The sequence below is a fragment of the Streptomyces sp. SCL15-4 genome (assembly GCF_033366695.1).
Classification (GTDB): domain Bacteria; phylum Actinomycetota; class Actinomycetes; order Streptomycetales; family Streptomycetaceae; genus Streptomyces.
The window spans coordinates 7,492,606-7,512,644 of the sequence record NZ_JAOBTQ010000001.1 but is presented as its reverse complement, the minus strand read 5'-3'; the positions used below and the strand labels follow the sequence as shown (position 1 = coordinate 7,512,644).

19 protein-coding genes are annotated in these 20,039 nt (G+C 73.3%); 13 read left to right on the top strand and 6 right to left on the bottom strand.

Translation table 11 applies throughout. The annotated features are described in order from the left end of the window. Positions 1–8: 8 nt before the first annotated feature. Together SCK26_RS33945 and SCK26_RS33940 are read left to right on the top strand one after the other, a co-directional pair. Positions 9–896 (top strand): LysR family transcriptional regulator ArgP, encoded by an 888-nt coding sequence (locus tag SCK26_RS33945; protein WP_318205194.1) that lies wholly within the window; start codon positions 9–11, stop codon positions 894–896. A gap of 235 nt (positions 897–1,131) precedes the next feature. Next, positions 1,132–1,383, top strand: coding sequence for a WhiB family transcriptional regulator (locus SCK26_RS33940; RefSeq protein ID WP_318205193.1), 252 nt, complete (start codon positions 1,132–1,134; stop codon positions 1,381–1,383). A gap of 72 nt (positions 1,384–1,455) precedes the next feature. On the opposite strand, the gene SCK26_RS33935 is transcribed toward SCK26_RS33940, so the two are convergent. Together SCK26_RS33935 and SCK26_RS33930 are read right to left on the bottom strand one after the other, a co-directional pair. Beyond that, positions 1,456–1,905 carry a DUF6098 family protein gene (locus tag SCK26_RS33935; protein ID WP_318205192.1) on the bottom strand — a complete coding sequence of 150 codons (450 nt, stop codon included), beginning with the start codon at positions 1,903–1,905 and terminating at the stop codon, positions 1,456–1,458. Positions 1,906–2,031: 126 nt separating this feature from the next. Beyond that, positions 2,032–3,486 (bottom strand): M1 family metallopeptidase, encoded by a 1,455-nt coding sequence (locus SCK26_RS33930; protein WP_318205191.1) that lies wholly within the window; start codon positions 3,484–3,486, stop codon positions 2,032–2,034. Positions 3,487–3,656: 170 nt separating this feature from the next. Here SCK26_RS33930 and SCK26_RS33925 point away from each other — a divergent pair, with 170 nt between their 5' ends. Beyond that, complete coding sequence (locus SCK26_RS33925) at positions 3,657–4,007, top strand: DUF488 domain-containing protein (RefSeq protein ID WP_318205190.1); 351 nt, start codon at positions 3,657–3,659, stop codon at positions 4,005–4,007. 50 nt (positions 4,008–4,057) lie between these two features. Here the strand turns inward: SCK26_RS33925 and SCK26_RS33920 are convergent, their stop codons facing one another. After that, on the bottom strand, positions 4,058–5,731 hold the full coding sequence (locus SCK26_RS33920; RefSeq protein WP_318205189.1) for an FAD-binding dehydrogenase: 1,674 nt from the start codon (positions 5,729–5,731) through the stop codon (positions 4,058–4,060). Between the two features lie 44 nt (positions 5,732–5,775). After that, the gene (locus SCK26_RS33915; protein ID WP_318205188.1) at positions 5,776–6,405 is read right to left on the bottom strand and encodes a TetR/AcrR family transcriptional regulator; all 630 of its coding nucleotides are present in this window, start codon (positions 6,403–6,405) and stop codon (positions 5,776–5,778) included. Between the two features lie 138 nt (positions 6,406–6,543). On the opposite strand from SCK26_RS33915, the gene SCK26_RS33910 reads away from it, so the two are divergent. From SCK26_RS33910 to SCK26_RS33900, 3 genes are all read left to right on the top strand, one after another. Continuing rightward, positions 6,544–7,170, top strand: a complete 627-nt coding sequence (locus tag SCK26_RS33910; protein ID WP_318205187.1) for an alpha-ketoglutarate-dependent dioxygenase AlkB — start codon at positions 6,544–6,546, stop codon at positions 7,168–7,170. An 85-nt stretch (positions 7,171–7,255) separates the two neighbouring features. Next, positions 7,256–8,002 (top strand): MBL fold metallo-hydrolase, encoded by a 747-nt coding sequence (locus tag SCK26_RS33905; protein ID WP_318205186.1) that lies wholly within the window; start codon positions 7,256–7,258, stop codon positions 8,000–8,002. A 31-nt stretch (positions 8,003–8,033) separates the two neighbouring features. Next, a complete protein-coding gene (locus SCK26_RS33900; protein ID WP_318205185.1) occupies positions 8,034–9,308 on the top strand; it encodes a DUF4032 domain-containing protein in 1,275 nt (424 codons plus the stop codon). Between the two features lie 9 nt (positions 9,309–9,317). Here SCK26_RS33900 and SCK26_RS33895 read toward each other — a convergent pair whose 3' ends face one another. Beyond that, positions 9,318–10,184, bottom strand: a complete 867-nt coding sequence (locus tag SCK26_RS33895; protein ID WP_318205184.1) for a universal stress protein — start codon at positions 10,182–10,184, stop codon at positions 9,318–9,320. Between the two features lie 156 nt (positions 10,185–10,340). Here SCK26_RS33895 and SCK26_RS33890 point away from each other — a divergent pair, with 156 nt between their 5' ends. Genes SCK26_RS33890 through SCK26_RS33880 form a run of 3 tightly spaced genes read left to right on the top strand, consistent with a single transcriptional unit; the run spans position 10,341 to position 13,821 of the window. Next, complete coding sequence (locus SCK26_RS33890; protein WP_318205183.1) at positions 10,341–12,017, top strand: FAD-dependent oxidoreductase; 1,677 nt, start codon at positions 10,341–10,343, stop codon at positions 12,015–12,017. After that, positions 12,014–13,465, top strand: a complete 1,452-nt coding sequence (locus tag SCK26_RS33885; RefSeq protein ID WP_318205182.1) for an ATP-binding protein — start codon at positions 12,014–12,016, stop codon at positions 13,463–13,465. The genes SCK26_RS33890 and SCK26_RS33885 overlap by 4 nt, the downstream gene beginning before the upstream one ends. After that, positions 13,462–13,821, top strand: a complete 360-nt coding sequence (locus SCK26_RS33880; protein ID WP_318205181.1) for a UBP-type zinc finger domain-containing protein — start codon at positions 13,462–13,464, stop codon at positions 13,819–13,821. Before SCK26_RS33885 ends, SCK26_RS33880 begins: the two co-directional genes overlap by 4 nt. A 70-nt stretch (positions 13,822–13,891) precedes the next feature. Here SCK26_RS33880 and SCK26_RS33875 read toward each other — a convergent pair whose 3' ends face one another. Continuing rightward, positions 13,892–15,655: a M4 family metallopeptidase gene (locus tag SCK26_RS33875; RefSeq protein ID WP_318205180.1), complete on the bottom strand. Its 1,764-nt coding sequence runs from the start codon at positions 15,653–15,655 to the stop codon at positions 13,892–13,894. A gap of 336 nt (positions 15,656–15,991) precedes the next feature. Here SCK26_RS33875 and SCK26_RS33870 point away from each other — a divergent pair, with 336 nt between their 5' ends. The 4 genes from SCK26_RS33870 (at position 15,992) to SCK26_RS33855 (ending at position 19,984) form a co-directional block, all read left to right on the top strand. Next, positions 15,992–17,206, top strand: coding sequence for a serine hydrolase domain-containing protein (locus SCK26_RS33870; protein ID WP_318205179.1), 1,215 nt, complete (start codon positions 15,992–15,994; stop codon positions 17,204–17,206). A gap of 70 nt (positions 17,207–17,276) precedes the next feature. Next, positions 17,277–17,954, top strand: coding sequence for an AIM24 family protein (locus tag SCK26_RS33865; RefSeq protein ID WP_318205178.1), 678 nt, complete (start codon positions 17,277–17,279; stop codon positions 17,952–17,954). Between the two features lie 525 nt (positions 17,955–18,479). Then, positions 18,480–19,451 (top strand): LLM class F420-dependent oxidoreductase, encoded by a 972-nt coding sequence (locus SCK26_RS33860; protein WP_318205177.1) that lies wholly within the window; start codon positions 18,480–18,482, stop codon positions 19,449–19,451. Positions 19,452–19,558: 107 nt separating this feature from the next. After that, positions 19,559–19,984 (top strand): SsgA family sporulation/cell division regulator, encoded by a 426-nt coding sequence (locus SCK26_RS33855; protein ID WP_318205176.1) that lies wholly within the window; start codon positions 19,559–19,561, stop codon positions 19,982–19,984. Positions 19,985–20,039 lie beyond the last annotated feature (55 nt).

Sequence of the window (20,039 nt, the reverse complement as noted above, 5' to 3'; positions counted from 1 at the left end):
TAGCATTCGTGATGTCGGAACTTCCCCTGGAGCAGGTGCGGACCTTGATGGCCGTGGTCGACGAGGGCACCTTCGACGCGGCCGCAGCCGCGCTGCACGTGACTCCGTCGGCGGTCAGCCAGCGGGTCAAGGCCCTGGAGCAGCGCACCGGCCGGGTGCTGCTCCAGCGCACCAAGCCGGTACGGCCCACGGAGTCCGGCGCGGTGCTGGTGCGGTTCGCCCGGCAGCTCGCCCGGCTGGAGCGGGACGCCTGGGGCGAGCTGGGGCTGAACGGCACCGGGGAGCCGACCCGGGTGTCGGTCGCGGTGAACGCGGATTCGCTGGCGACCTGGTTCCTGCCCGCCCTGACCCGGGTCGCGGACCTCTGCTTCGAGCTGCGCCGGGAGGACGAGGACCACACGGCGGCACTGCTGCGCGAGGGCCTGGTGATGGCGGCGGTGACCTCCTCGCCCGACCCGGTCCCCGGCTGCACCGTGCGCCCGCTCGGCCGGATGCGCTATCTGCCGGTCGCGGCGCCGGAGTTCGTCGCGGACCGGCTGGCGGGGCGGCCGGCGGCGGAGGCGCTGTCCCGGGCGCCCGTGGTGGTCTTCGACCGCAAGGACGACTTCCAGGACGGCTTCGCCCGCCGGCTCGGCCGCGGTTCGGCCGGCCCGTTCCGGCACCATGTGCCCACCTCCGAGGGGTTCCTGGAGGCGGTCGCTGCGGGGCTGGGCTGGGGCATGGTCCCGGAGGCCCAGGCCGGCCCCCTGCTGGAGCGGGGACGGCTGGCCGTGCTGGTCCCGGACGAGTTCATGGACGTGGCGCTGTACTGGCAGCAGTGGAAGCTCGACTCCCCCGCGCTGGCGGCCCTGGCCGACGCGGTCACGGCCACGGCGGCGCAGGCGTTGCGCCGCTGAGCCCAACTCGCCCGCAACGGCGGTCGGTCCGGTGGCCCGGCGCTCATCGGGCCCCGGTGCCAGGCCTGTTGACCGGCCACGACCGAGGCGGCGGGCGGCGCCCGGGCCCGCCGTCGTCGCACCGTCACCGGAACGTGCGGCGGTTGAGCCGTTTCACGTGCTCCCGGCCGGTCACCCGGAGGCGAGAACACTGACGACAGGGCACGACGACTTCCACCGATCCAGGAGATTTCCGATGGACAACTGGCGTGACCATGCCGCGTGCCGTCACGAGGATCCCGATCTGTTCTTCCCCATCGGGACCACCGGCCCGGCGCAGGGACAGACCGAGCGGGCGAAGGCGGTGTGCGGACACTGCCCGGTCCGGGAGCAGTGCCTGGACTGGGCGCTGGACACCGGACAGAGCATCGGTGTCTGGGGCGGCACCACGGAGCTGGAACGCCGGGCGCTCAAGCGCCGGGCCCGCTCCCGGTACCGCTCCGGCTGACCGCCGGGACCCGGCGGACGCCCGCGCGCCGCGCCGGCGGCCCTCCCGGCGCCAAGGCCCCCGGCGCGCGGCTCAGCCGCTCCCGCGGCGCAGCGTCCCCCACTCCCGCTCCTGGCGGGCCACCTCCTGACGGGCCTCCTCGATCACCTCGTCGGCGATCCAGCACAGCGGCTCGACGTCGGCCACGAGCGGCTCGTTGTCGGGACCCCGGCCCCTCTCCCGGCCCGTCAGGAACCAGGGCCGTACGCCGGGGCCCTTGTCGTGCGGCAGGTGCGCGTAGTCGTAGAGCCGGCGCGCCACCCACAGTTCGACCGATCGGCCCCGCCACCACTCCTCCACGTCGAGCGGGTTGGCGGACAGCCCGGGCATGGCCACGCCGGTCAGCTCGTCCGTACTGGACGCCTTGTGGAGATCGGCGCCGGGCCCCTTGGACCACCGCACGTACAGCCCCTGGCGCCGCCGCACCAGAGCGGCCGCGTCGGCGAGGGTGCTCACGACCGGCAGGTCGTCCGGTGCGCTCATGGCTTGACCTCCCTGTACCTGCGCGTACGCGACGCGACCGGAGTACCCCCGCCGCGCACCGGAAATCGGACGGCGGCACTCCGCTCCGGTCCGCCGGGGCCCGCGGCGGACGGCCGCGCGGCGGCCTCAGGCGCGGTCCGGCTTGCCCCGGGTGTACAGCCAGGTGTCGAACAGTCCTTTGAGCCGTTTGCCCGACGTCCGCTCGGCGAGCCCGACGAACCCGGCGGTCGTGCCGTGCCCGCCGCGGTGTCCGTCCGCCCAGGCGCGCAGGACGCGGAAGAAGTCCCGGTCGCCGACGGCCCGCCGCAGTGCGTGCAGGGCCATGGCGCCGCGCTCGTAGACGGGCGTGCCGAACAGGCGCTCGCCGCCGCCCGGGTCGCCGGGCGGGTAGGCCCACAGGCCGTCGCGGGCGGGGCGGGAGTAGAGGGCGTCGAAGGTCTTCTGGGCGCTGGGGCCGCCGTGCTGCTCGGAGTAGAGCCACTCGGCGTAGGTGGCGAAGCCCTCGTTGAGCCAGATGTCCTTCCAGGCCGTGAGGGACACGGAGTCGCCGAACCACTGGTGGGCGCTCTCGTGGACGAGGGTGCCGAGGTCGGGCGCGGAGTCGTAGACCGGGCGGGTCTGGGTCTCCAGGGCGTAGCCGACGTCCGGGGCGTGGTCGACGAGGGAGCCGGCGGCCCGGAACGGGTACGGCCCGAAGAGCCGGCTCTCCCACTCCAGCACGGACGGCAGCTTCTTCAGCACGGGTGCGGCGGCGCGCGCCTCACGGGGGTCCACGGCGTTGTACACCTGGATGCCGTCACGGGTCGTGTACCGCTCGGTACGGAACGTGCCGACGGTGGCGGTCGCCAGGTAGGCGGCCATGGGCTCGGCCTGGCGCCAGCGGAAGGTGGTCTCGCCGTGGGCGGTGTGCTGTCCGAGCAGGACGCCGTTGGCGACGGCGGTGCGTCCGCGCGGGACGGTGAGCGTGAAGTCGTACGACGCCTTGTCCCGGGGATGGCCGTTCGCCGGGAACCAGGTCATGGCGCCCTGTGGTTCGCCCGCGACGAACGCGCCGTCGTCGGTGGGGATCCAGCCGTCCGCCGAGCCGTCGGGGTCGGTGACCGGCCCGGGGGTGCCGTGGTAGGCGACGGTGACCCGGAAGTCGCGGCCCTTGGCCCGCGCGGTGCGCGGGGTGACGACGAGTTCGCGGCCGTCCCGGGCGAAGCGGGCGGGACGGCCGTCGACCGTGACCCGTGTGACGGTCAGCCCGGACAGGTCGAGGTCGAAGCGGGTCAGGCGCTGGGTGGCACGGGCGGTGAGGACGGCGGTGCCGTCGAGGCGCCGGTCGGCGGGCCGGTAACGGAGCGTCAGGTCGTAGTGGCGCACGTCGTAGCCGCCGTTGCCGCTGAGCGGGAAGTACGCGTCGCCCGCGCCGGGTGCTCCGGCGGTGCCCGGCGCGGCGCGTCCGCCGGCCTCGGGTGCCGCGGGTCCGGTGGCGTCCGGCGCCGCGGCCCCGGTGGTGGCGAGGAGCGCGGCCAGGGCCACGGGGACGGTGGCGAGGACGGCGGTACGGCGGCGGGCGGGCTGGCGCGGTGGTGTCACATGCGCTCCTCGGGGCGTGGCCGGTGATCGACTGGCCGTCAGCGTAGGCGGACCGGCGTCCCGGAATCCCCCTTCTTCCGGTCAAGTCGCGTCGCGTCGCCGCCGGGCGCGCGAGGCGGCGCGCAGTACGCTCGCGGCACCGTCCCCCGCCCCGGAAGGAGCCCCGTGCCGTGAGCGTGCGCCTGCGCCGGATCTACGAACCGCCCGAGCCCGACGACGGTCTGCGCGTGCTGGTGGACCGGCTGTGGCCGCGCGGCCTGGCCAAGGAGGACGCCCACGTGGACGAGTGGCCCAAGGGCCTGACGCCGTCGGCCGAACTGCGCAAGTGGTACCACGCGGGCGAGGGTTCCTACGAGGAGTTCCGCCGGCGCTACGAGGCGGAGCTGGACGCGCCGGAGGCCGCCGGGCTGCTCGACGGCCTGCGCCGGTCGGCCCGGGAGGGGCACGTGACGCTCCTGACGGCGTCGAAGCGGCCGGAGGAGAGCCACGCGCGGGTGCTGCTGGAGCTGGTACGGGGCTGAGGCCCGCCCTTGTCCGGGGCCACCGTCCGCCGCCTGCCGCCGGCCGGGGTTCAGCCCGTGTGCCGGGCCGCGTGCCGGCCCGCCGCCCGGCCCGAGAACAGGCAGCCGCCGAGGAAGGTGCCCTCCAGGGCGTTGTAGCCGTGCACCCCGCCGCCGCCGAACCCGGCCACCTCGCCGGCCGCGTACAGCCCCTCGACGGGCGTGCCGTCGGTGCCGAGGGCCCGGGAGTCCAGGTCGGTCTGGATGCCGCCGAGGGTCTTGCGGGTCAGCACGTGCAGCCGGACGCCGATGAGGGGGCCCGCGGCCGGATCGAGGATGCGGTGCGGGGCGGCGACCCGGCCGAGCCGGTCGCCGATGTAGCGGCGGGCGTTGCGGATGCCCTGGACCTGCGCGTCCTTGCTGTAGGGATTGGCGATCTGCGCGTCGCGGGCCTCGATCTGGCGGCGCACCCCGGCGGCGTCGAGCAGCGGCTCGCCGGCCAGGCCGTTCATCTTCTCCACCAGCCGTTCCAGGCCGTCCGCGACGACGAAGTCCTCGCCCTTCTCCAGGAAGGCCCGCACGGGTGCCGGTGCGCCCTTGCCGAGCAGCCGGTCGCGCAGCACGGCCTTGCGGTCCCTGGCGGTGATGTCGGGGTTCTGCTCGGAGCCGGAGAGCGCGAACTCCTTCTCGATGATCTTCCGGGTGAGGATGAACCAGGAGTGGTCGTAGCCGGCGACGTCCTCGGTGGTGCGCAGGTACTTCAGGGTGCCGAGGGTGTCGTAGCCGGGCAGGCAGGGGTCGGGCAGGCGGCGGCCGAGGGCGTCGAGCCAGATGGAGGACGGGCCGGGCAGGATGCGGATGCCGTGGCCGGGCCAGATCGGGTCCCAGTTGCGCAGGCCCTCGGTGTAGTGCCACATGCGGTCGCGGTTGACGAGCCGTACGCCGGCCTCGGCACTGATGTCGAGCATGCGGCCGTCGACGTAGGCCGGGACGCCGGTGACCATCCGGGCGGGGGGCGTGCCGAGCCGCTCGGGCCAGTGGCGGCGGACGATGTCGTGGTCGGCGCCGATGCCGCCGGTGGTCAGGACGACGGCCTGCGCGGTCAGTTCGAAGTCCCCGGCGCGGTCGCGGCCGGAGGGGGCGCCGCGCGGGGAGTCGTCGGGAGCGAGGACCGTGCCGCGCACCCCGCGTGCCGTGCCGCCCTCCACGATCAGTTCGTCCACCCGGTGGCGGTGATGGAAGGTCAGCAGTCCGTCCCGGGCGGCCTGCCGGGCGTAGCGGACGAAGGGCTCGACCACGCCGGTGCCGGTGCCCCAGGCGATGTGGAAGCGGGGCACGGAGTTGCCGTGCCCGTCGGCCCGCAGGTCGCCGCGCTCGGCCCAGCCGACGGTGGGCAGCAGCTCGATGCCGTGCCCGGCGAGCCAGGCCCGCTTCTCCCCCGCCGCCCACTCGACGTACGCGCGGGCCCAGCGCACCGCCCAGGAGTCCTCGTCGGCCTGCCGGTCGAAACGCGCGCTGCCCTGCCAGTCGGTCCAGGCGAGGCCGAAGGAGTCCTTGATGCCGAGGCGGCGCTGCTCGGGCGAGTCGACGAGGAAGAGCCCGCCGAAGGACCAGAACGCCTGGCCGCCGAGGTTGGCGGCGTTCTCCTGGTCGACCAGGGCCACCCGGCGGCCCAGGCTGGTGAGTTCGTGCGCGGCGACGAGCCCGGCGAGGCCCGCTCCGACGACGATGGCGTCCGCGTCCATGTGTGTGTCCTTCCTCGGAGGGTGCGTCGGGGGCCGTCGCGGGGCTACGACGGGATGCGGCCGCCGTCCGTCAGCAGCGCGGTGAGCAGCTGCTTCAGCCAGGCCCGGGCGGCCTCCACGTCCCGGTCCAGCAGCAGCTGGGTGGTGACGCCGTCGTACGCGGCGACCACGGCGCGCGCGGCGCCGTCCGCGTCGCCGAGGACGGCGGGCAGCGCGGTGCGGCCCCGGGCCCGGGCGAGCCGGTCGGCGACGGCCGCGCGGAGCCGGGCGCGGTGGTCGAGCAGGGCGCGGGCGACGGCCGGGTCCCGGGCGGCGCGCACCAGGAAGTCGGTCTTCACCAGCAGCCAGTCCACGTCGAGCAGCAGCACCTCGGTGACCCGGTCCACGGAGGCGGTCACGTCCAGGTCCGGGCCGTCCTGGGCGAGCGCGTCGGCCACCTGGCCGGCGATCAGGCCGGCGCGCTCCCGGTACAGGGCGAAGAAGAGTTCGTCCAGGGTGGCGAAGTTCGAGTAGAAGGCGCCGCGGCTGAATCCGGCCGCCTCGCACACCTCCTCGATGGTGGCCCGGCCGAACCCCTTCGCCGCGAACACGGCGAACGCGGCGTCGAGCAGCCGGGCCCGCGTGCGGACCCGGCGCCGCGTGACGCGCGCGGGCGGCTCGTGTGCCGGTTCCATCCGACCGTCCTCTCGTTCGATGCGTGAATGTATCGGATACACCGGTGTATCGAAAGAGGGTGAACGCCGCGGTGGGAGGCGCTCGCGCCCCGGTGATCAATTGGAACGCATTTTCGATTCACGGAGTACGCTGGTCCCATGGCCACGCACCTCCAGGGCTCCCTGTTCGACCAGACCGACGAGCTGCGGCTCGGTCCGCTGGACGGGCTGCGCCGGACCGTGCTGGGCGCGGGGGCCTGGATCGACGTGCTGCCGGGCTGGCTGAGCGGCGCCGACGCGCTCTTCGAACGGCTCGCGGCCGGGGTGCCGTGGCGGGCGGAGCGCCGGAAGATGTACGACAGCGTGGTCGCCGTACCCCGGCTGCTGGCCCACTACGGCGAGCGGGACCCGCTCCCCCACCCGGTGCTGGACGAGGCCCGCGCCGCGCTGTCCCGGCACTACGCCGAGGAGCTGGGCGAGCCGTTCACCACGGCCGGGCTGTGCTTCTACCGGGACGGCCGGGACAGCGTGGCCTGGCACGGGGACCGCATCGGGCGGGGCGCCCACGAGGACACCATGGTCGCGATCCTCTCCGTCGGCGCGCCCCGGGACCTGCTGCTGCGCCCCGTGGGCGGCGGCTCCGCGGTGCGCCGGCCGCTCGGGCACGGCGACCTGATCGTGATGGGCGGATCCTGCCAGCGCACCTGGGAGCACTGCGTGCCCAAGACCGGCCGGGCCGCCGGAGCGCGCATCAGCGTCCAGTTCCGGCCGCACGGCGTCCGGTGACCGGCCGGCCCCGCCCTTGCCCGCGCCGGCGGCCGGTCTGATTGGCTGTCCTTCCACCAACGATCACACAGGGCTCGGGGAGATCATGCGGGCAGAGGTACGCCAAGTCGCCGACGGCATCTATCTGGTGCACGGCCACCACGTCAACTGGGTCATCCTCAAGGAGGGCGACGCCGTCACCCTGGTGGACACCGGTTATCCGGGAGACCGCCCGGCGCTGCTGGAATCGCTCGCCGAGGTGGGCGCCTCCCCGGAGGCGGTCGCCGCCGTACTGATCACCCACGCGCACAACGACCACCTGGGCTCGGCCGAGTACCTGCGCGCGGCGCACGGCACGCCGGTGTATCTGCACCCGGCCGAAGTGCCGCACGCGCGGCGGGACTTCCTCCAGCAGGCCACCATCGGCGACGTCATACGCAACGCCTGGCGGCCCGGCGTCCTGCCCTGGGCCCGGCATGTGATCAAGGCCGGCGGCACCGAGCACAACCCGGTCACCGCGCCCGAGCCGTTCCCGGCCGAGGGCCCCCTCGACCTGCCCGGCCGCCCCGTGCCCGTGCACACTCCGGGTCACACCGACGGCCACTGCGTCTACCACCTGCCCGGGTCGGGCATCGTCATCTCCGGGGACGCGCTCGTCAGCGGGCACGCCATCTCGCGGATCGAGGGCCCGCAGATCCTGCCCGGCTTCTTCCACCACGAACGCGATCGGGTCGTGGCCTCGCTGGAGCTGATCGGCGCGCTCGACGGGGACGTCCTGCTGCCGGGACACGGACCGGTGCACCGGGGTCCGGTGCGCGCGGCGGCCGAACTGGCCCGGGAGAGGGCCTCCTAGAACACCCGGCCGGGGCCTTAGGGTTCGTGTCATGTCCTTGCAGATCAGCGCCACGAACCCCGAGCACCCCGCGCTCCTGCTCGCCCTGCCGTGGGACACCCCGCTGGAGGAGTGGCCCGAGGAGTACCTCGTCCCGCTCCCCCGCGGCATCTCCCGGCACGTGGTGCGCTACGCGCACGCCGGCGACGAGGTGATCGCCGTCAAGGAGCTGGCCGAGCGGCCCGCGCTGCGCGAGTACGAGCTGCTGCGCGACCTGGACCGGCTCGGCATCCCGGCCGTCGACCCGCTCGCCGTGGTCACCGGCCGCACCGGTCCCTCGGGCGCCCCGCTGGAGCCGGTGCTGATCACCCGGCACCTGCGCGGCTCGATGCCGTACCGGTCGATGTTCGAGACGACCATGCGCCCGGCGACCATGCACCGGCTCATGGACGCCCTCGCCGTCCTGCTGGTCCGCCTCCACCTGACCGGGTTCGCCTGGGGCGACTGCTCGCTGTCCAACACGCTGTTCCGGCGGGACGCCGGCGCCTACGCGGCCTATCTGGTCGACGCCGAGACCGGCGAGCTGCATCCGCGGCTCAGCCCCGGGCAGCGCGACTACGACCTGGACCTGGCCCGGGTCAACATCAGCGGCGAGCTGCTGGACCTGGAGGCGTCCGGCGCGCTGCACCCGGCGGTGGACCCGGTGGCGTTCGGCCACGAGATCTGCACCCGCTACGAGGGGCTGTGGCGGGAGCTGACCCGCACCTCGGTGTACCCGGCGGGCAAGTACCACTACATCGAGCGCCGCATCCGCCGGCTGAACGACCTCGGTTTCGACGTGGCCGAGATGCAGATCGAGCACTCCTCCAACGGCGACACGGTCACCTTCGTGCCGAAGGTCGTGGACGCCGGCCATCACCAGCGGCAGTTGCTGCGGCTGACCGGCCTGGACGCCGAGGAGAACCAGGCGCGGCGGCTGCTGAGCGACCTGGAGAGCTGGATGGCCACCCAGGACGACTACGCCCCCGACGACCCGCCCCCCGGCTCTCGGCTCCGTTCGGGCAGCGGAGACCCGCTTGCCGCCCGCCCCGAGGTGCTCGCCCACCGCTGGGTGCGGGACGTGTTCCGGCCCACCGTGCGCGCCGTGCCCCCGGAGCTGCGCGGCACGATGGACCCGGCGGAGATCTACCACCAGCTGCTCGAACACCGCTGGTACCTGTCCGAGCGCGCCCAGCACGACATCGGGCTGGACACGGCCGTCAAGGACTACATCGAGAACGTCCTGCCTCGGGCCCGCGCCACGCTGGAGCCGGCCGAGCCCGAGTAGGCCGGTCGGTCAGTCGTGCGGGACCACGGCCACCGGGCAGCCGGCGTGGTGCAGCACACCGTGCGCCACCGAGCCGATCCGGGCGCCGACGGCCGTACGGCGCGCCCGGCGCCCGACGACCATCAACTGGGCCCGGGCGGCCGTCGACAGCAGCACCTGACCGGCGCTGCCCATCTCGACGTGCTCGGCGACGGACACCTCGGGGAACCGCTCCCGCCAGGGCCGCACGGCGTCGGCCAGCGCCTGCTTCTCGTACGGTTCGAGGCCGCCCGCCTCGTCCAGCAGCCGGAGCGAACCGGGGCTGTAGGCGAACACCGGCGGCAGGGTCCACGCCCGCACCACGCGGACGGCCGCGCGCCGGGCCGCCGCCGCCTCGAACGCGAACCGCAGCGCCGCCGCGCTGTCCTCGGGGCCGCCCTGCTGCCCGACCACGACGTCCCGGCCGGCCGCCTCCGCCGCCGGTTCGTCGCCGGCGCGCACCAGCACCACGGGCCGGGCCGCCTCGGCGATCACCTGCTGCCCCACCGAGCCCAGCAGGAACCCGACGACGGGTCCGTGCCCGCGCGAGCCGAGCACCAGCATCTCGGCCGCGGCCGCGGCCTGTGCCAGCGCGTGCCCGGCGCCGCTCTCCACCAGGTCCGTGGTGACCGTCAGTCCCGGGTGCCGCTCCGCGACCGAGCGCACGGCGCGCTCCACGCCCTGCGAGACCCACCCGTGCTGGGTGTCCCGGTCGGCCGTGGCCAGCGCCTCGGCGTACCGCCAGGCGTGCACCACGCGCAGCGGCAGGTCCCGGCGCACGGCCTCCCTGGCCGCCCAGTCCAGCGCGGCCAGGCTCTCCTCCGTACCGTCCACCCCTGCCGTGATCGGGCGTGTCATCCGTGGGCCTCCTCGTCGTGATGTGCGCACGAGCGTGTCGTCGTGTGCCCACGATCATGGTGCCCGCTCCCGGCCCCCGGCACCTCGGTGTCCGGAGCGGGTCCGGGCGATCGAACATACGATGGCCTGGTACCGGTGACATGGGTGGGGAGTCGTATGGCACAGGCCGCCGAGACCGCGCGGACCGTCATCCTGACCGTGGACGACGACCCGGGGGTCTCCCGTGCCGTCGCCCGCGACCTCAGGCGGCGCTACGGCGGGGCGTACCGCATCGTCCGGGCGGAGTCCGGCGAGTCCGCGCTCGCCGCGCTGCGCGAACTGAAGCTGCGCGGGGACCTGGTGGCGGTGATCCTGGCCGACTACCGCATGCCCCGGATGAACGGCATCGAGTTCCTGGAACAGGCCCTGGACGTGTATCCGGGCGCGCGCCGGGTGCTGCTGACCGCGTACGCGGACACGCACGCGGCGATCGACGCCATCAACGTCGTCGACCTGGACCACTATCTGCTCAAGCCCTGGGACCCGCCCGAGGAGAAGCTCTATCCGGTCCTCGACGATCTCCTCCAGGCCTGGCACGGCAGCGCCTGCAAGCCGGTGACCAGCACCAAGGTCGTCGGGCACCGCTGGTCGGCGCGGTCCTCGGCGGTGCGGGAGTTCCTGGCCCGCAACCAGGTGCCCTACCGCTGGTACTCGGTCGGGGAACCCGAGGGCCGACGGCTGCTGGCCGCCGCCGGACAGGACGGACAGCGGCTGCCGCTGGTGGTCACCCCGGACGGCACGGCCCTGGTCGAGCCCGAGCCGCCGGAGCTGGCGGCGCGGGTGGGGCTCGCGACGACTCCGGCGGCCGACTTCTACGACCTGGTGGTGATCGGCGGCGGCCCGGCCGGGCTCGGCGCGGCCGTGTACGGCGCCTCCGAGGGCCTCAGGACGGTGCTGGTGGAGCGGTCGGCGACCGGCGGGCAGGCCGGGCAGAGCTCCCGCATCGAGAACTACCTCGGCTTCCCCGACGGCGTCTCCGGCGCCCAGCTCACCGACCGGGCGCGGCGGCAGGCTGCCAAGTTCGGCGCCGAGATCCTGACCGCCCGCGAGGTGACGGGACTCGAGGCCGGCGGCGCGGCCCGGATCGTACGGTTCGCGGACGGCTCGGCGATCGCCGCGCACAGCGTGATCCTCGCGACCGGCGTGCAGTACCGGCAGCTTCCGGCCGCGGGCTGCGACGGCCTGACGGGCTGCGGCGTGTTCTACGGCTCGGCGCTGACCGAGGCCGCCTCCTGCGAGGGAGAGGACATATACGTCGTCGGCGGCGCCAACTCGGCCGGCCAGGCGGCGATGTACCTGTCCCGGTTCGCCAAGTCGGTGACGCTGCTGGTGCGCGGTCCCGACCTGTCGGCGTCGATGTCGCACTACCTGATCCAGCAGATCGAGGACGCCCCGAACATCTCGGTGCGCTGCCGCACGGTGGTCGACGAGGCGCACGGCACCGGGCGGCTGGAGCGGCTGACGCTGCGGCACGCGGTGACCGGCGAGCGCGAACAGGTCGACGCCCGGTGGGTGTTCGTGTTCATCGGCGCCGCCCCGCTGACCGACTGGCTGGACGGGACGGTGCTGCGCGACGAGCGCGGGTTCATCCTGGCCGGGCCCGACCTGACCGCCGACGGACGGCCGCCGGCCGGCTGGGAGCTGGACCGGCCGCCGTACCACCTGGAGACCAGCGTCCCCGGCGTGTTCGTCGCCGGGGACGCGCGCGCCGAGTCCGCCAAGCGGGTCGCGTCCGCCGTCGGAGAGGGAGCCATGGCCGTGATGCTCGTCCACCGGTACCTGGAGCAGTCGTGAGCGGGCGGATCGTGCCGTGCAGCCCCTGGGAGATCGGCTCGCTGTTCCTGTTCGAGAAGCTCCGTCCCGAACAGCTGGGCCGGCTGTGCGCGGCGGGCCGGGTGGAGCTGTTCGAGCCCGGCCCGGTGTACACCGAGGGCGACCCCGCCACCTGCCTCTTCGTGATGATCGAGGGCACGGTGGTGCTGTCCCGGCGGGTCGGCGCCGACGACGTGGAGGTCAGCCGGACCTCGCAGCGCGGGGTGTACGCGGGCGCGATGCAGGCCTACCTCGGCGACCGGGTGCGGCAGGTGTACCGCAACTCGATGCGGGTCACGGAGCCGACGCGGTTCTTCGTGCTGCCGGCCGACGTCTTCGCGGACGTGATGCGCGAGTGGTTCCCGATGGCCGTGCACCTGCTGGACGGCCTGTTCTTCGGGTCGAAGAACACCCAGGCGATGATCGGGCAGCGGGAACGGCTGCTGGCGCTCGGCTCGTTGTCGGCGGGGCTCACGCACGAGCTGAACAACCCGGCGGCGGCAGCGGTCCGGGCGACGGCCACGCTGCGCGAGCGGGTCGCGAAGATGCGGCACAAGCTCGGCCTGATCGCCGAGGGCCCGTTCTCCCGGGAGGTGCTGGCGAGACTGGTGGAGATCCAGGAGCGGACCGCGGAGCGGGTGGCGAAGGCGCCGGTGCTCAGCCCGCTGGAGGCGTCCGACCGGGAGGACGCGCTCACCGACTGGCTCCAGGAGCACGGCATCGGCCACGGCTGGCAGCTCGCGCCCGCCTTCGTGCAGGCCGGACTCGACACGGACTGGCTGGAGCAGGTCGCGGCGGCGGTCGGCGAGGAGATCCTGCCGAACGCGGTCGGCTGGCTCAACTACACGATCGAGACCGAGTTGCTGATGAACGAGATCGAGGACTCCACCTCCCGCATCTCGCACCTGGTCGACGCGGCCAAGCAGTACGCGCAGCTGGACCGGGCGTCGTACCGGGTGGTGGACGTGCACGAACTCCTCGACAGCACCCTGCTGATGCTGTCCGGGAAGCGGGGGCCGGGCATCGAGGTCGTCAAGGACTACGACCGCGCGCTGCCGCCGGTGCCCGCCTACCCGGCGGAACTGAACCAGGTGTGGACCAACCTCGTGGACAACGCCGTGTCCGCGATGAACGACGCGGGCGGGCAAGGCACCCTGACCGTGCGGACGGCACGCGACCACGAGCGGCTGCTCGTGGAGTTCCGGGACACCGGTCCCGGTATCCCGCCGGAGATCAAGGACCGGATCTTCGACCCGTTCTTCACCACCAAGCCGGTCGGCGAGGGCACCGGGCTCGGCCTGGACATCTCCTGGCGCATCGTCGTCGACAAGCACCACGGCACCCTGCGGGTGGACTCGGTGCCCGGCGACACCCGCTTCCAGGTGCTGCTGCCGCTGACCGCCGGACCGTCCGGGGAGGAACCGCGATGAACGACGCCGTGGGAACCGGGGGCATCGACCCGGACGTGCCGCCGAGCGGGCCGGGCTGCGTGGAGTGCGAGGAGACGGGCGGCTGGTGGTTCCATCTGCGCCGCTGCGCGCTGTGCGGGCACATCGGCTGCTGCGACGACTCCCCGTCGCGGCACGCCACCGCCCACTTCCGGGCGACCGGTCACCCGGTGGTCCGCAGTTTCGAGCCGGGCGAGGACTGGTTCTGGAACTACGCCACCGAGGAGCTGTGCGCCGGCGGACCCGAGCTGGCTCCTCCGACGAGCCGTCCCGCCGGCCAGCCGGTCCCGGGCCCGGCGGGGCGGGTGCCCGACGACTGGGCGCGGACCCTGCACTGACCCGGGAGCCGACAGGCGGATGCCCCGCGCGGGGCGGGGCATCCGGTGGTGCTGGGTGGTACGGCGTCCGTCAGTGGCGGGCGCGCGGGGTGTTGGCGGCGGTCACGTTGACCGCGGACCACGAGGTGTTGACCGTCTTGTACTCGGTGCTGTTCGCGCCGTACAGGTCCTTGGCCGCCTTCAGGGTCGCGGTGCGCGCCTGGTGGAAGTCGGTGGTGGAGACCATGTAGCGGGTGAGCGCCCGGTAGTAGATGGCGGTCGCCTTGGCCCGGCCGATGCCCTTGACCTTGATGCTGTGGTAGGTCGGCGAGTTGTAGGTGACGCTGCCGATCTTCTTCTTGCCGCTGCCCTCGGCGAGGAGGTAGTAGGCGTGCGAGGAGACACCGGAGCCGGCGTGCACCTCGGTGTCGTAGACCTTCGGCGACCAGTAGTCGATGGTGCCCTCGAGCTTGTCCAGCGACGGGTGGTCCAGGCGGCGCAGGAACTTCTGCGCGAGGCCCAGCTTCTCGCCGACCAGGTAGTCCGGGGTGTCCTTCGCGTTCTTGGCGTAGAACTCGACGTTCGAGCCGAAGATGTCCGCGAGCGACTCGTTCAGCGAGCCGGGCTCGCCGTACTGGTTGCCGTCGGAGTCGACGAAGGTCGGCTGGAGGTTGGCGGTCGCCTCCACCACGCCGTGGGTCAGCTCGTGACCGGTGACGTCGAGGACGACGAGCGGCTTCTTGAACATCTGGCCGTCGCCGTCGCCGTACAGCATGCAGTTGCAGGTGGGGTCCCAGAAGGCGTTGGCGACCTTCTTGCCCCAGTGGACCATCGCCTGGGCGGCCTTGCTGTTGTTGCGGATGCCCTTGCGCTTGAACGTGGACTTGTAGAAGTCCAGCGTCTTGGTCACGCCGTACTGGGCGTCGGCGGCGACCGTGACCCGGCTGGTGGTCTTGCCGTTGCCCCACACGTTGTTCGTGTTGGTGAACTTGGCGCCGGCGCTGAACTTCTCGGTGTACGAGCCCTTGGCGTCCCGGGTCTCGGTGCCGTACCGGTTCGGGTCCTTGAGCTGGTAGTGGCCGCGCGAGGTCTGCGTGGTGGTGAGACCGACGTTGCCCACGAAGAGGGTCTTGCCGGTGCCCTTGGCGGCCGACGGGTAGCGCGTGGCACCGGTGGCGCCGGAGCCGGCCAGGCCGGAGGCGGCCGCGGCGGAGCCGGTGCCGGTGGCCGGGTCGAGGCTCTCGCCGCGGTCGCGCAGGGTGTCGAGCAGCTTCGGCGACAGGAACTCGTCCCGGGTCGGCGTGTTGCTGCGCACCTTGCCGGTGACCGCGTCGACGACGACCGTGCGGGAGGTGTCCTGGGCGGTGACGGTGACCTGGTAGGCGAGCGCGGAGGCGCCGGCGCGGGCGTCCACCACGAGCTGGGCTCCGCCCGCGTCGCCCTTGGCCGCCTTGGCGGCCTTCGCGGCGGCCTGGGCGGCGGTCAGCCTGGCCTGGGCGGCGGGCTTGACGGCGTGGTCGGCCGCGCGGGTCACGCCGGTGTAGCCGAGCTTGCCGTCGAGGTGGACGACGAGGTCGCCACCGAGCACCTGCAGGCCCGCGTGGGTGCGGACGAAGCGGACGTGCCGGGCGCCCTCGGGGTCGATCATGACGTCCTGGGCGTGCAGTTCGTCGCCCTTGGAGACGCCGGTCGCCGAGGCGTGCGCGAAGGCCGCGGTGCGCGCCGCCTCCACCACCACCGCGGCGTCGGAGGCGGCGGCGGAGGCGGCGGAGCGCTGCGTCCCCGTGGCGGGAGCCGCGAAGGCCGTACCGGCCAGGCCCGTGGCTGCCGTCGTCACCGCGACGGCGACCGCCACGGTGCGTATGTGCGGTCTACGCAATCTGATCAGGGTTCCTTCGTTCGAAGGCGGTCGAGGTCGTCAACCGCCTTGAGACATGGCGCGGTTGGGCGCCACGGGGGCTGGTCCGGCCCCAGGGGGTAACCCTTACGGATCAGTCATGGGCACGTAAAGCCGGAATGATCCATTTCGTGAACTTCTATGGCAATCCTTTACATACGAGAACCACAGAGTGATCACAGCATGGCTCATCGTGTGTCGGCTGGGAGGACGTCACTTCCATCCCCTAGGTTCCCAGGGCGGAATGTGACCGATATCGCATCAGGAACCGGACCGGTGGGAGAGAATCGCGACATGGTCTTGGCAACGGTGGGGCGGGCAGCGGTTCTCGGCGCGGTCGGGCTGTCGCTGCTCGCGGTCCCCGCGCACGCGGCGGCCGGAACGCGGACGGCCGCCGCCGCGGGAGCACGGCAGGCACCGGGCAGTCCGGCCCCGGCGGCACGGCAGGCACCGGGCAGTCCGGCCCCGGCGGCGCTGCCGGCCCCGGACACCGCGGGTCTGGCGGCGGTGCTGAGGTCGGTGGTGGCCCAGGGCGCGCCGGGGGCGCTGGCCCGGATCGACGACCACGGCCGGACCTACCGGGTCACCCGCGGCGTGGCCGACCGGGCCACCGGGCGGGCCATCGGCACCGCCGACCGGTTCCGGATCGGCAGTGTCACCAAGACCTTCACGACCGTGGTGCTGCTCCAACTGGCCGACGAACACCGGCTCCGGCTGGACGCGCCGGTCAACCGCTACCTGCCGGGCCTGCTGCCGGACGACCGGATCACCGTCCGCCATGTGCTCGGCCACCGCAGCGGCCTGTACGACTACACCGACGACATGTTCGCCGCCAGCGTCCCGGGCTTCGAGGCGGTCCGCAACAAGGTGTTCACCTACCGGCAGTTGGTCGCCCTCTCCCTGAAGAAGCCCCGCACCAACGCGCCCGGCGCCGCCTACGCCTACTCCAACACCAACTTCGTCGTCGCCGGGATGCTCGTGGAGAAGCTCACCGGACAGCCGGTGGCGACCGCCTACCAAAACCGTCTCATCAAGCCGCTGAAGCTGACCGACACCTTCTACGTCCATCCGCGGACCGCGATCCCCGGCCGGCACACCCGCGGATATCTGACGCCGGACGCCGCGGGCGCCCCGCTGGTCGACGCGACCGCGCAGACCGTGTCCTGGGCGCAGAGCGCGGGGGCGGTCATCTCCAGCGCCCGCGATCTCGACGTCTTCTACGGCGCGCTGCTGAAGGGCAGGCTGATGTCCGCCGCGCGCCTCGCCGACATGGAGCGGTTCACCAAGGTGAACGGCACGACGGCGTACGGGCTCGGGCTGCGGCGGCGCACTCTGTCCTGCGGGGTGTCGGTGTACGGGCACACGGGGGCGGTGCAGGGCTACTACACCTACGCGTTCGGCACGAAGGACGGCGCGCGGACCCTCACCGCCATGGCCAACACCTCCAACAACGCCAAGGTGCTCAACACGCTGGCCGGGACACTGGAGTCGGCGTTCTGCGGGAAGTGACCGGACGGTGACCGGACCGGCGCATGCCGTGATCTTGGCGGAACGGCGCCGTCCGGGACACCATGCCCGCATGAAGGGTGATCTGTTTTCCAGTCAGCACGTGGTGCAGCCGGCCGTGGCGCCGGGAATGAGCGTCGAGAACGCCAAGTGCGTCAAGTACGCGGTGGACGGCGAGATGTACGCCCGGCAGGGCGCGATGGTCGCCTACCGCGGCGACTTGAGGTTCGAGCGCAAGGGACAGGGCGTCGGCGGCATGCTCAAGCGTGCGGTCACCGGTGAGGGGCTGCCCCTGATGGCGGTGCGCGGACGGGGCGAGGCCTGGTTCGCGCACGAGGCGCAGAACTGCTTCATCGTCGACGTCGAGCCCGGCGACCAGTTCACCGTCAACGGCCGCAACGTCCTGTGTTTCGACGCCTCGCTGTCGTACGAGATCAAGACGGTGAAGGGGTCGGGCATCGCCGGCGGCGGCCTGTTCAACAGCGTGTTCACCGGGCAGGGCCGGCTCGGCCTGGTCTGCGAGGGCAACCCGCTGGTCATCCCCGTGTCCGCGCAGGCGCCGGTGTACGTCGACACGGACGCGGTGGTGGGCTGGACCACCCATCTGCAGACCTCGCTGCACCGCTCGCAGTCCCTCGGCTCGATGCTGCGCGGCGGGTCCGGGGAGGCCGTGCAGCTGATGTTCCAGGGCGAGGGGTTCGTCGTGGTGCGGCCGAGCGAGCTGACGCCGCAGAAGAACCAGCAGCACTGATCCCCGGCCCGCCGGGGACACCGCGCGCCGCCTCCCGGCCAGGTCCCGCGCGGGCCAGGTCGTCGCTGTCGTGGCGGCCGACCACCGCGTCATGGTCACGCGTCGACGACGGTGACACCGGCCGGGGACCGACGACCGCTCTCCGCCCACCGCGTCACCTCGCGCCGGGACCGCGACGGGCCCGCCTCCGCCGTCACCGGCGGCGAGCGCGTCGGCCCCGGCCCGGTCGCCGTGTGGCGCGAGAACGTGAAGCCCGGCCCGGCGAGGCTGCCGGGCCGCGCGGACCGGTGGCGTACGGGCCACCACTGCCGGGTCCGGGGCGGCACGGGCGCGCCCCCCTCGGGCGCGGCCTGCTGCCGGGCGGCCGACGCGGCTTCTCGCCGCGCTCCACCGCCCGGAACGCGAGCGGGGACGACGCGGCGGACCGGATCGCGCCGACGACATTCCCGCGGACGCTCCGGGTACCGGAGGAGTGACCCGCGCAATCGGCCGTTTTCCCGGGGCTCAGCCGGGGACTCGCCGGATATGGTGCAAATCGGATACACGATGATGACCGAGCAGGCTGGTCCCCGGGACCTGGTGGACCACGTGGTGGGCGCCGAGGAGGTGGGGTTCGACTTCTCGGTGATCTCGGACCACTACTTCCCGTGGCTGCGCGCGCAGGGTCATGCCTCCTACGCGTGGAGCGTGCTGGGCGCCGCCGCCCAGGCCACCTCGCGGATCCCGCTGATGACCTACGTCACCTGTCCCATCCTGCGCTACCACCCGGCGGTCGTGGCGCAGAAGGCGGCGACCGTGCAGCTGCTGTCGGAGGGCCGGTTCCGGCTCGGCCTCGGCGCCGGCGAGAACCTGAACGAGCACGTCGTGGGCGGCGGCTGGCCTCCGGTGGACGTCCGGCACGAGATGCTGGAGGAGGCGATGGAGATCATCCGCGCGCTGTTCGAGGGCGGCCATGTCACCCACCACGGACAGCACTACGACGTGGAGTCGGCCCGGCTGTGGGATCTGCCGGACCAGGCGCCGCCGATCGGCCTGGCCGTCTCCGGCGAGCAGTCCTGCCAACTCGCGGGGCACCTCGCCGACCTGGTGATCGCTACCGAGCCGAAGGCGGGCCTGCTGGAGGCCTTCGACCGGCACGGCGGCCAGGGCAAGCCCCGGGTGGGCCAGCTGCCGGTGAGCTACGACCCCGACCGGGACACGGCGGTCAAGCGCGCCCACTCCCAGTTCCGCTGGTTCGGCCTGGGCTGGAAGGTGAACGCCGAACTGCCGCACCCGGACGCGTTCGAGGCCGCGACGCAGTTCGTCACCGAGGACGATGTCGCCTCCGCCATTCCGTGCGGCGACGACCCGGACGCCTTCGTCGAGGCCGTACGGCCGTACGTGGAGGCCGGGTTCGGAGAGGTCGCGCTGGTGCAGATCGGCGGCGACGCGCAGCGGGAGTTCCTGGACTGGTCGTCCAAGACCCTGCTGCCGGCGCTGCGGGAGGCGTTCGGCTGAGGATCTTTTTTGGCGGTGCGGTACGGGAATCAGCCGCGCGAGTGAGCATCCTGGGCACTGCCGGGGTACTAGGGGTCTCTACGACGATTGTCTGCCGGAGGCCCCGCGTGAATCCGTTCGTGCACAAGACCCTGGTGGTGCAGCTCCTCGCGACCGGCACCGGACGGTGTCCGGTGCTGGCCCATCTCGGCTACGCCGCCGACGACCCGTTCGCCGTCACCGCCGTCTTCGCCCACGACGGCCGGGTGCTGGCCTCGTGGCGGCTGGACCGGGCGATGCTCGCCGAGGGCCTGGCCGGTCCGGTCGGCATCGGCGACGTACGGCTGCGGCCGCAGGCCACCGGCCCGTGGCACGAGTTGCGCATGGAGTTCCTCGGCGACACCCGCCCGGACGGCAGCCGGCACCGGGCGGTGGTGCTGGCGTGGGCGCCGGGAGTGGCGGCGTTCCTGCGCGAGACGTACCAGGTCGTGCCGCCCGGTCAGGAGCGGCTCGACATGGACGAGTTGCTGGCGGAGATCCTCTCCGCGGGCTGAGCAACCGCAAGCCCTGCTTCGGATACCCGAAGCAGGGCTTTGTGCCGACCGCCGG

Bases quoted from the DNA above. Each gene is read 5' to 3' on its own strand.
- SCK26_RS33940 (WP_318205193.1), top strand. From the start codon at position 1,132: ATGGACAACTGGCGTGACCATGCCGCGTGCCGTCACGAGGATCCCGAT.
- SCK26_RS33935 (WP_318205192.1), bottom strand. From the start codon at position 1,905: ATGAGCGCACCGGACGACCTGCCGGTCGTGAGCACCCTCGCCGACGCG.
- SCK26_RS33920 (WP_318205189.1), bottom strand. From the start codon at position 5,731: ATGGACGCGGACGCCATCGTCGTCGGAGCGGGCCTCGCCGGGCTCGTC.
- SCK26_RS33915 (WP_318205188.1), bottom strand. From the start codon at position 6,405: ATGGAACCGGCACACGAGCCGCCCGCGCGCGTCACGCGGCGCCGGGTC.
- SCK26_RS33910 (WP_318205187.1), top strand. From the start codon at position 6,544: ATGGCCACGCACCTCCAGGGCTCCCTGTTCGACCAGACCGACGAGCTG.
- SCK26_RS33905 (WP_318205186.1), top strand. From the start codon at position 7,256: ATGCGGGCAGAGGTACGCCAAGTCGCCGACGGCATCTATCTGGTGCAC.
- SCK26_RS33900 (WP_318205185.1), top strand. From the start codon at position 8,034: ATGTCCTTGCAGATCAGCGCCACGAACCCCGAGCACCCCGCGCTCCTG.
- SCK26_RS33895 (WP_318205184.1), bottom strand. From the start codon at position 10,184: ATGACACGCCCGATCACGGCAGGGGTGGACGGTACGGAGGAGAGCCTG.
- SCK26_RS33890 (WP_318205183.1), top strand. From the start codon at position 10,341: ATGGCACAGGCCGCCGAGACCGCGCGGACCGTCATCCTGACCGTGGAC.
- SCK26_RS33880 (WP_318205181.1), top strand. From the start codon at position 13,462: ATGAACGACGCCGTGGGAACCGGGGGCATCGACCCGGACGTGCCGCCG.
- SCK26_RS33870 (WP_318205179.1), top strand. From the start codon at position 15,992: ATGGTCTTGGCAACGGTGGGGCGGGCAGCGGTTCTCGGCGCGGTCGGG.
- SCK26_RS33865 (WP_318205178.1), top strand. From the start codon at position 17,277: ATGAAGGGTGATCTGTTTTCCAGTCAGCACGTGGTGCAGCCGGCCGTG.
- SCK26_RS33860 (WP_318205177.1), top strand. From the start codon at position 18,480: ATGGTGCAAATCGGATACACGATGATGACCGAGCAGGCTGGTCCCCGG.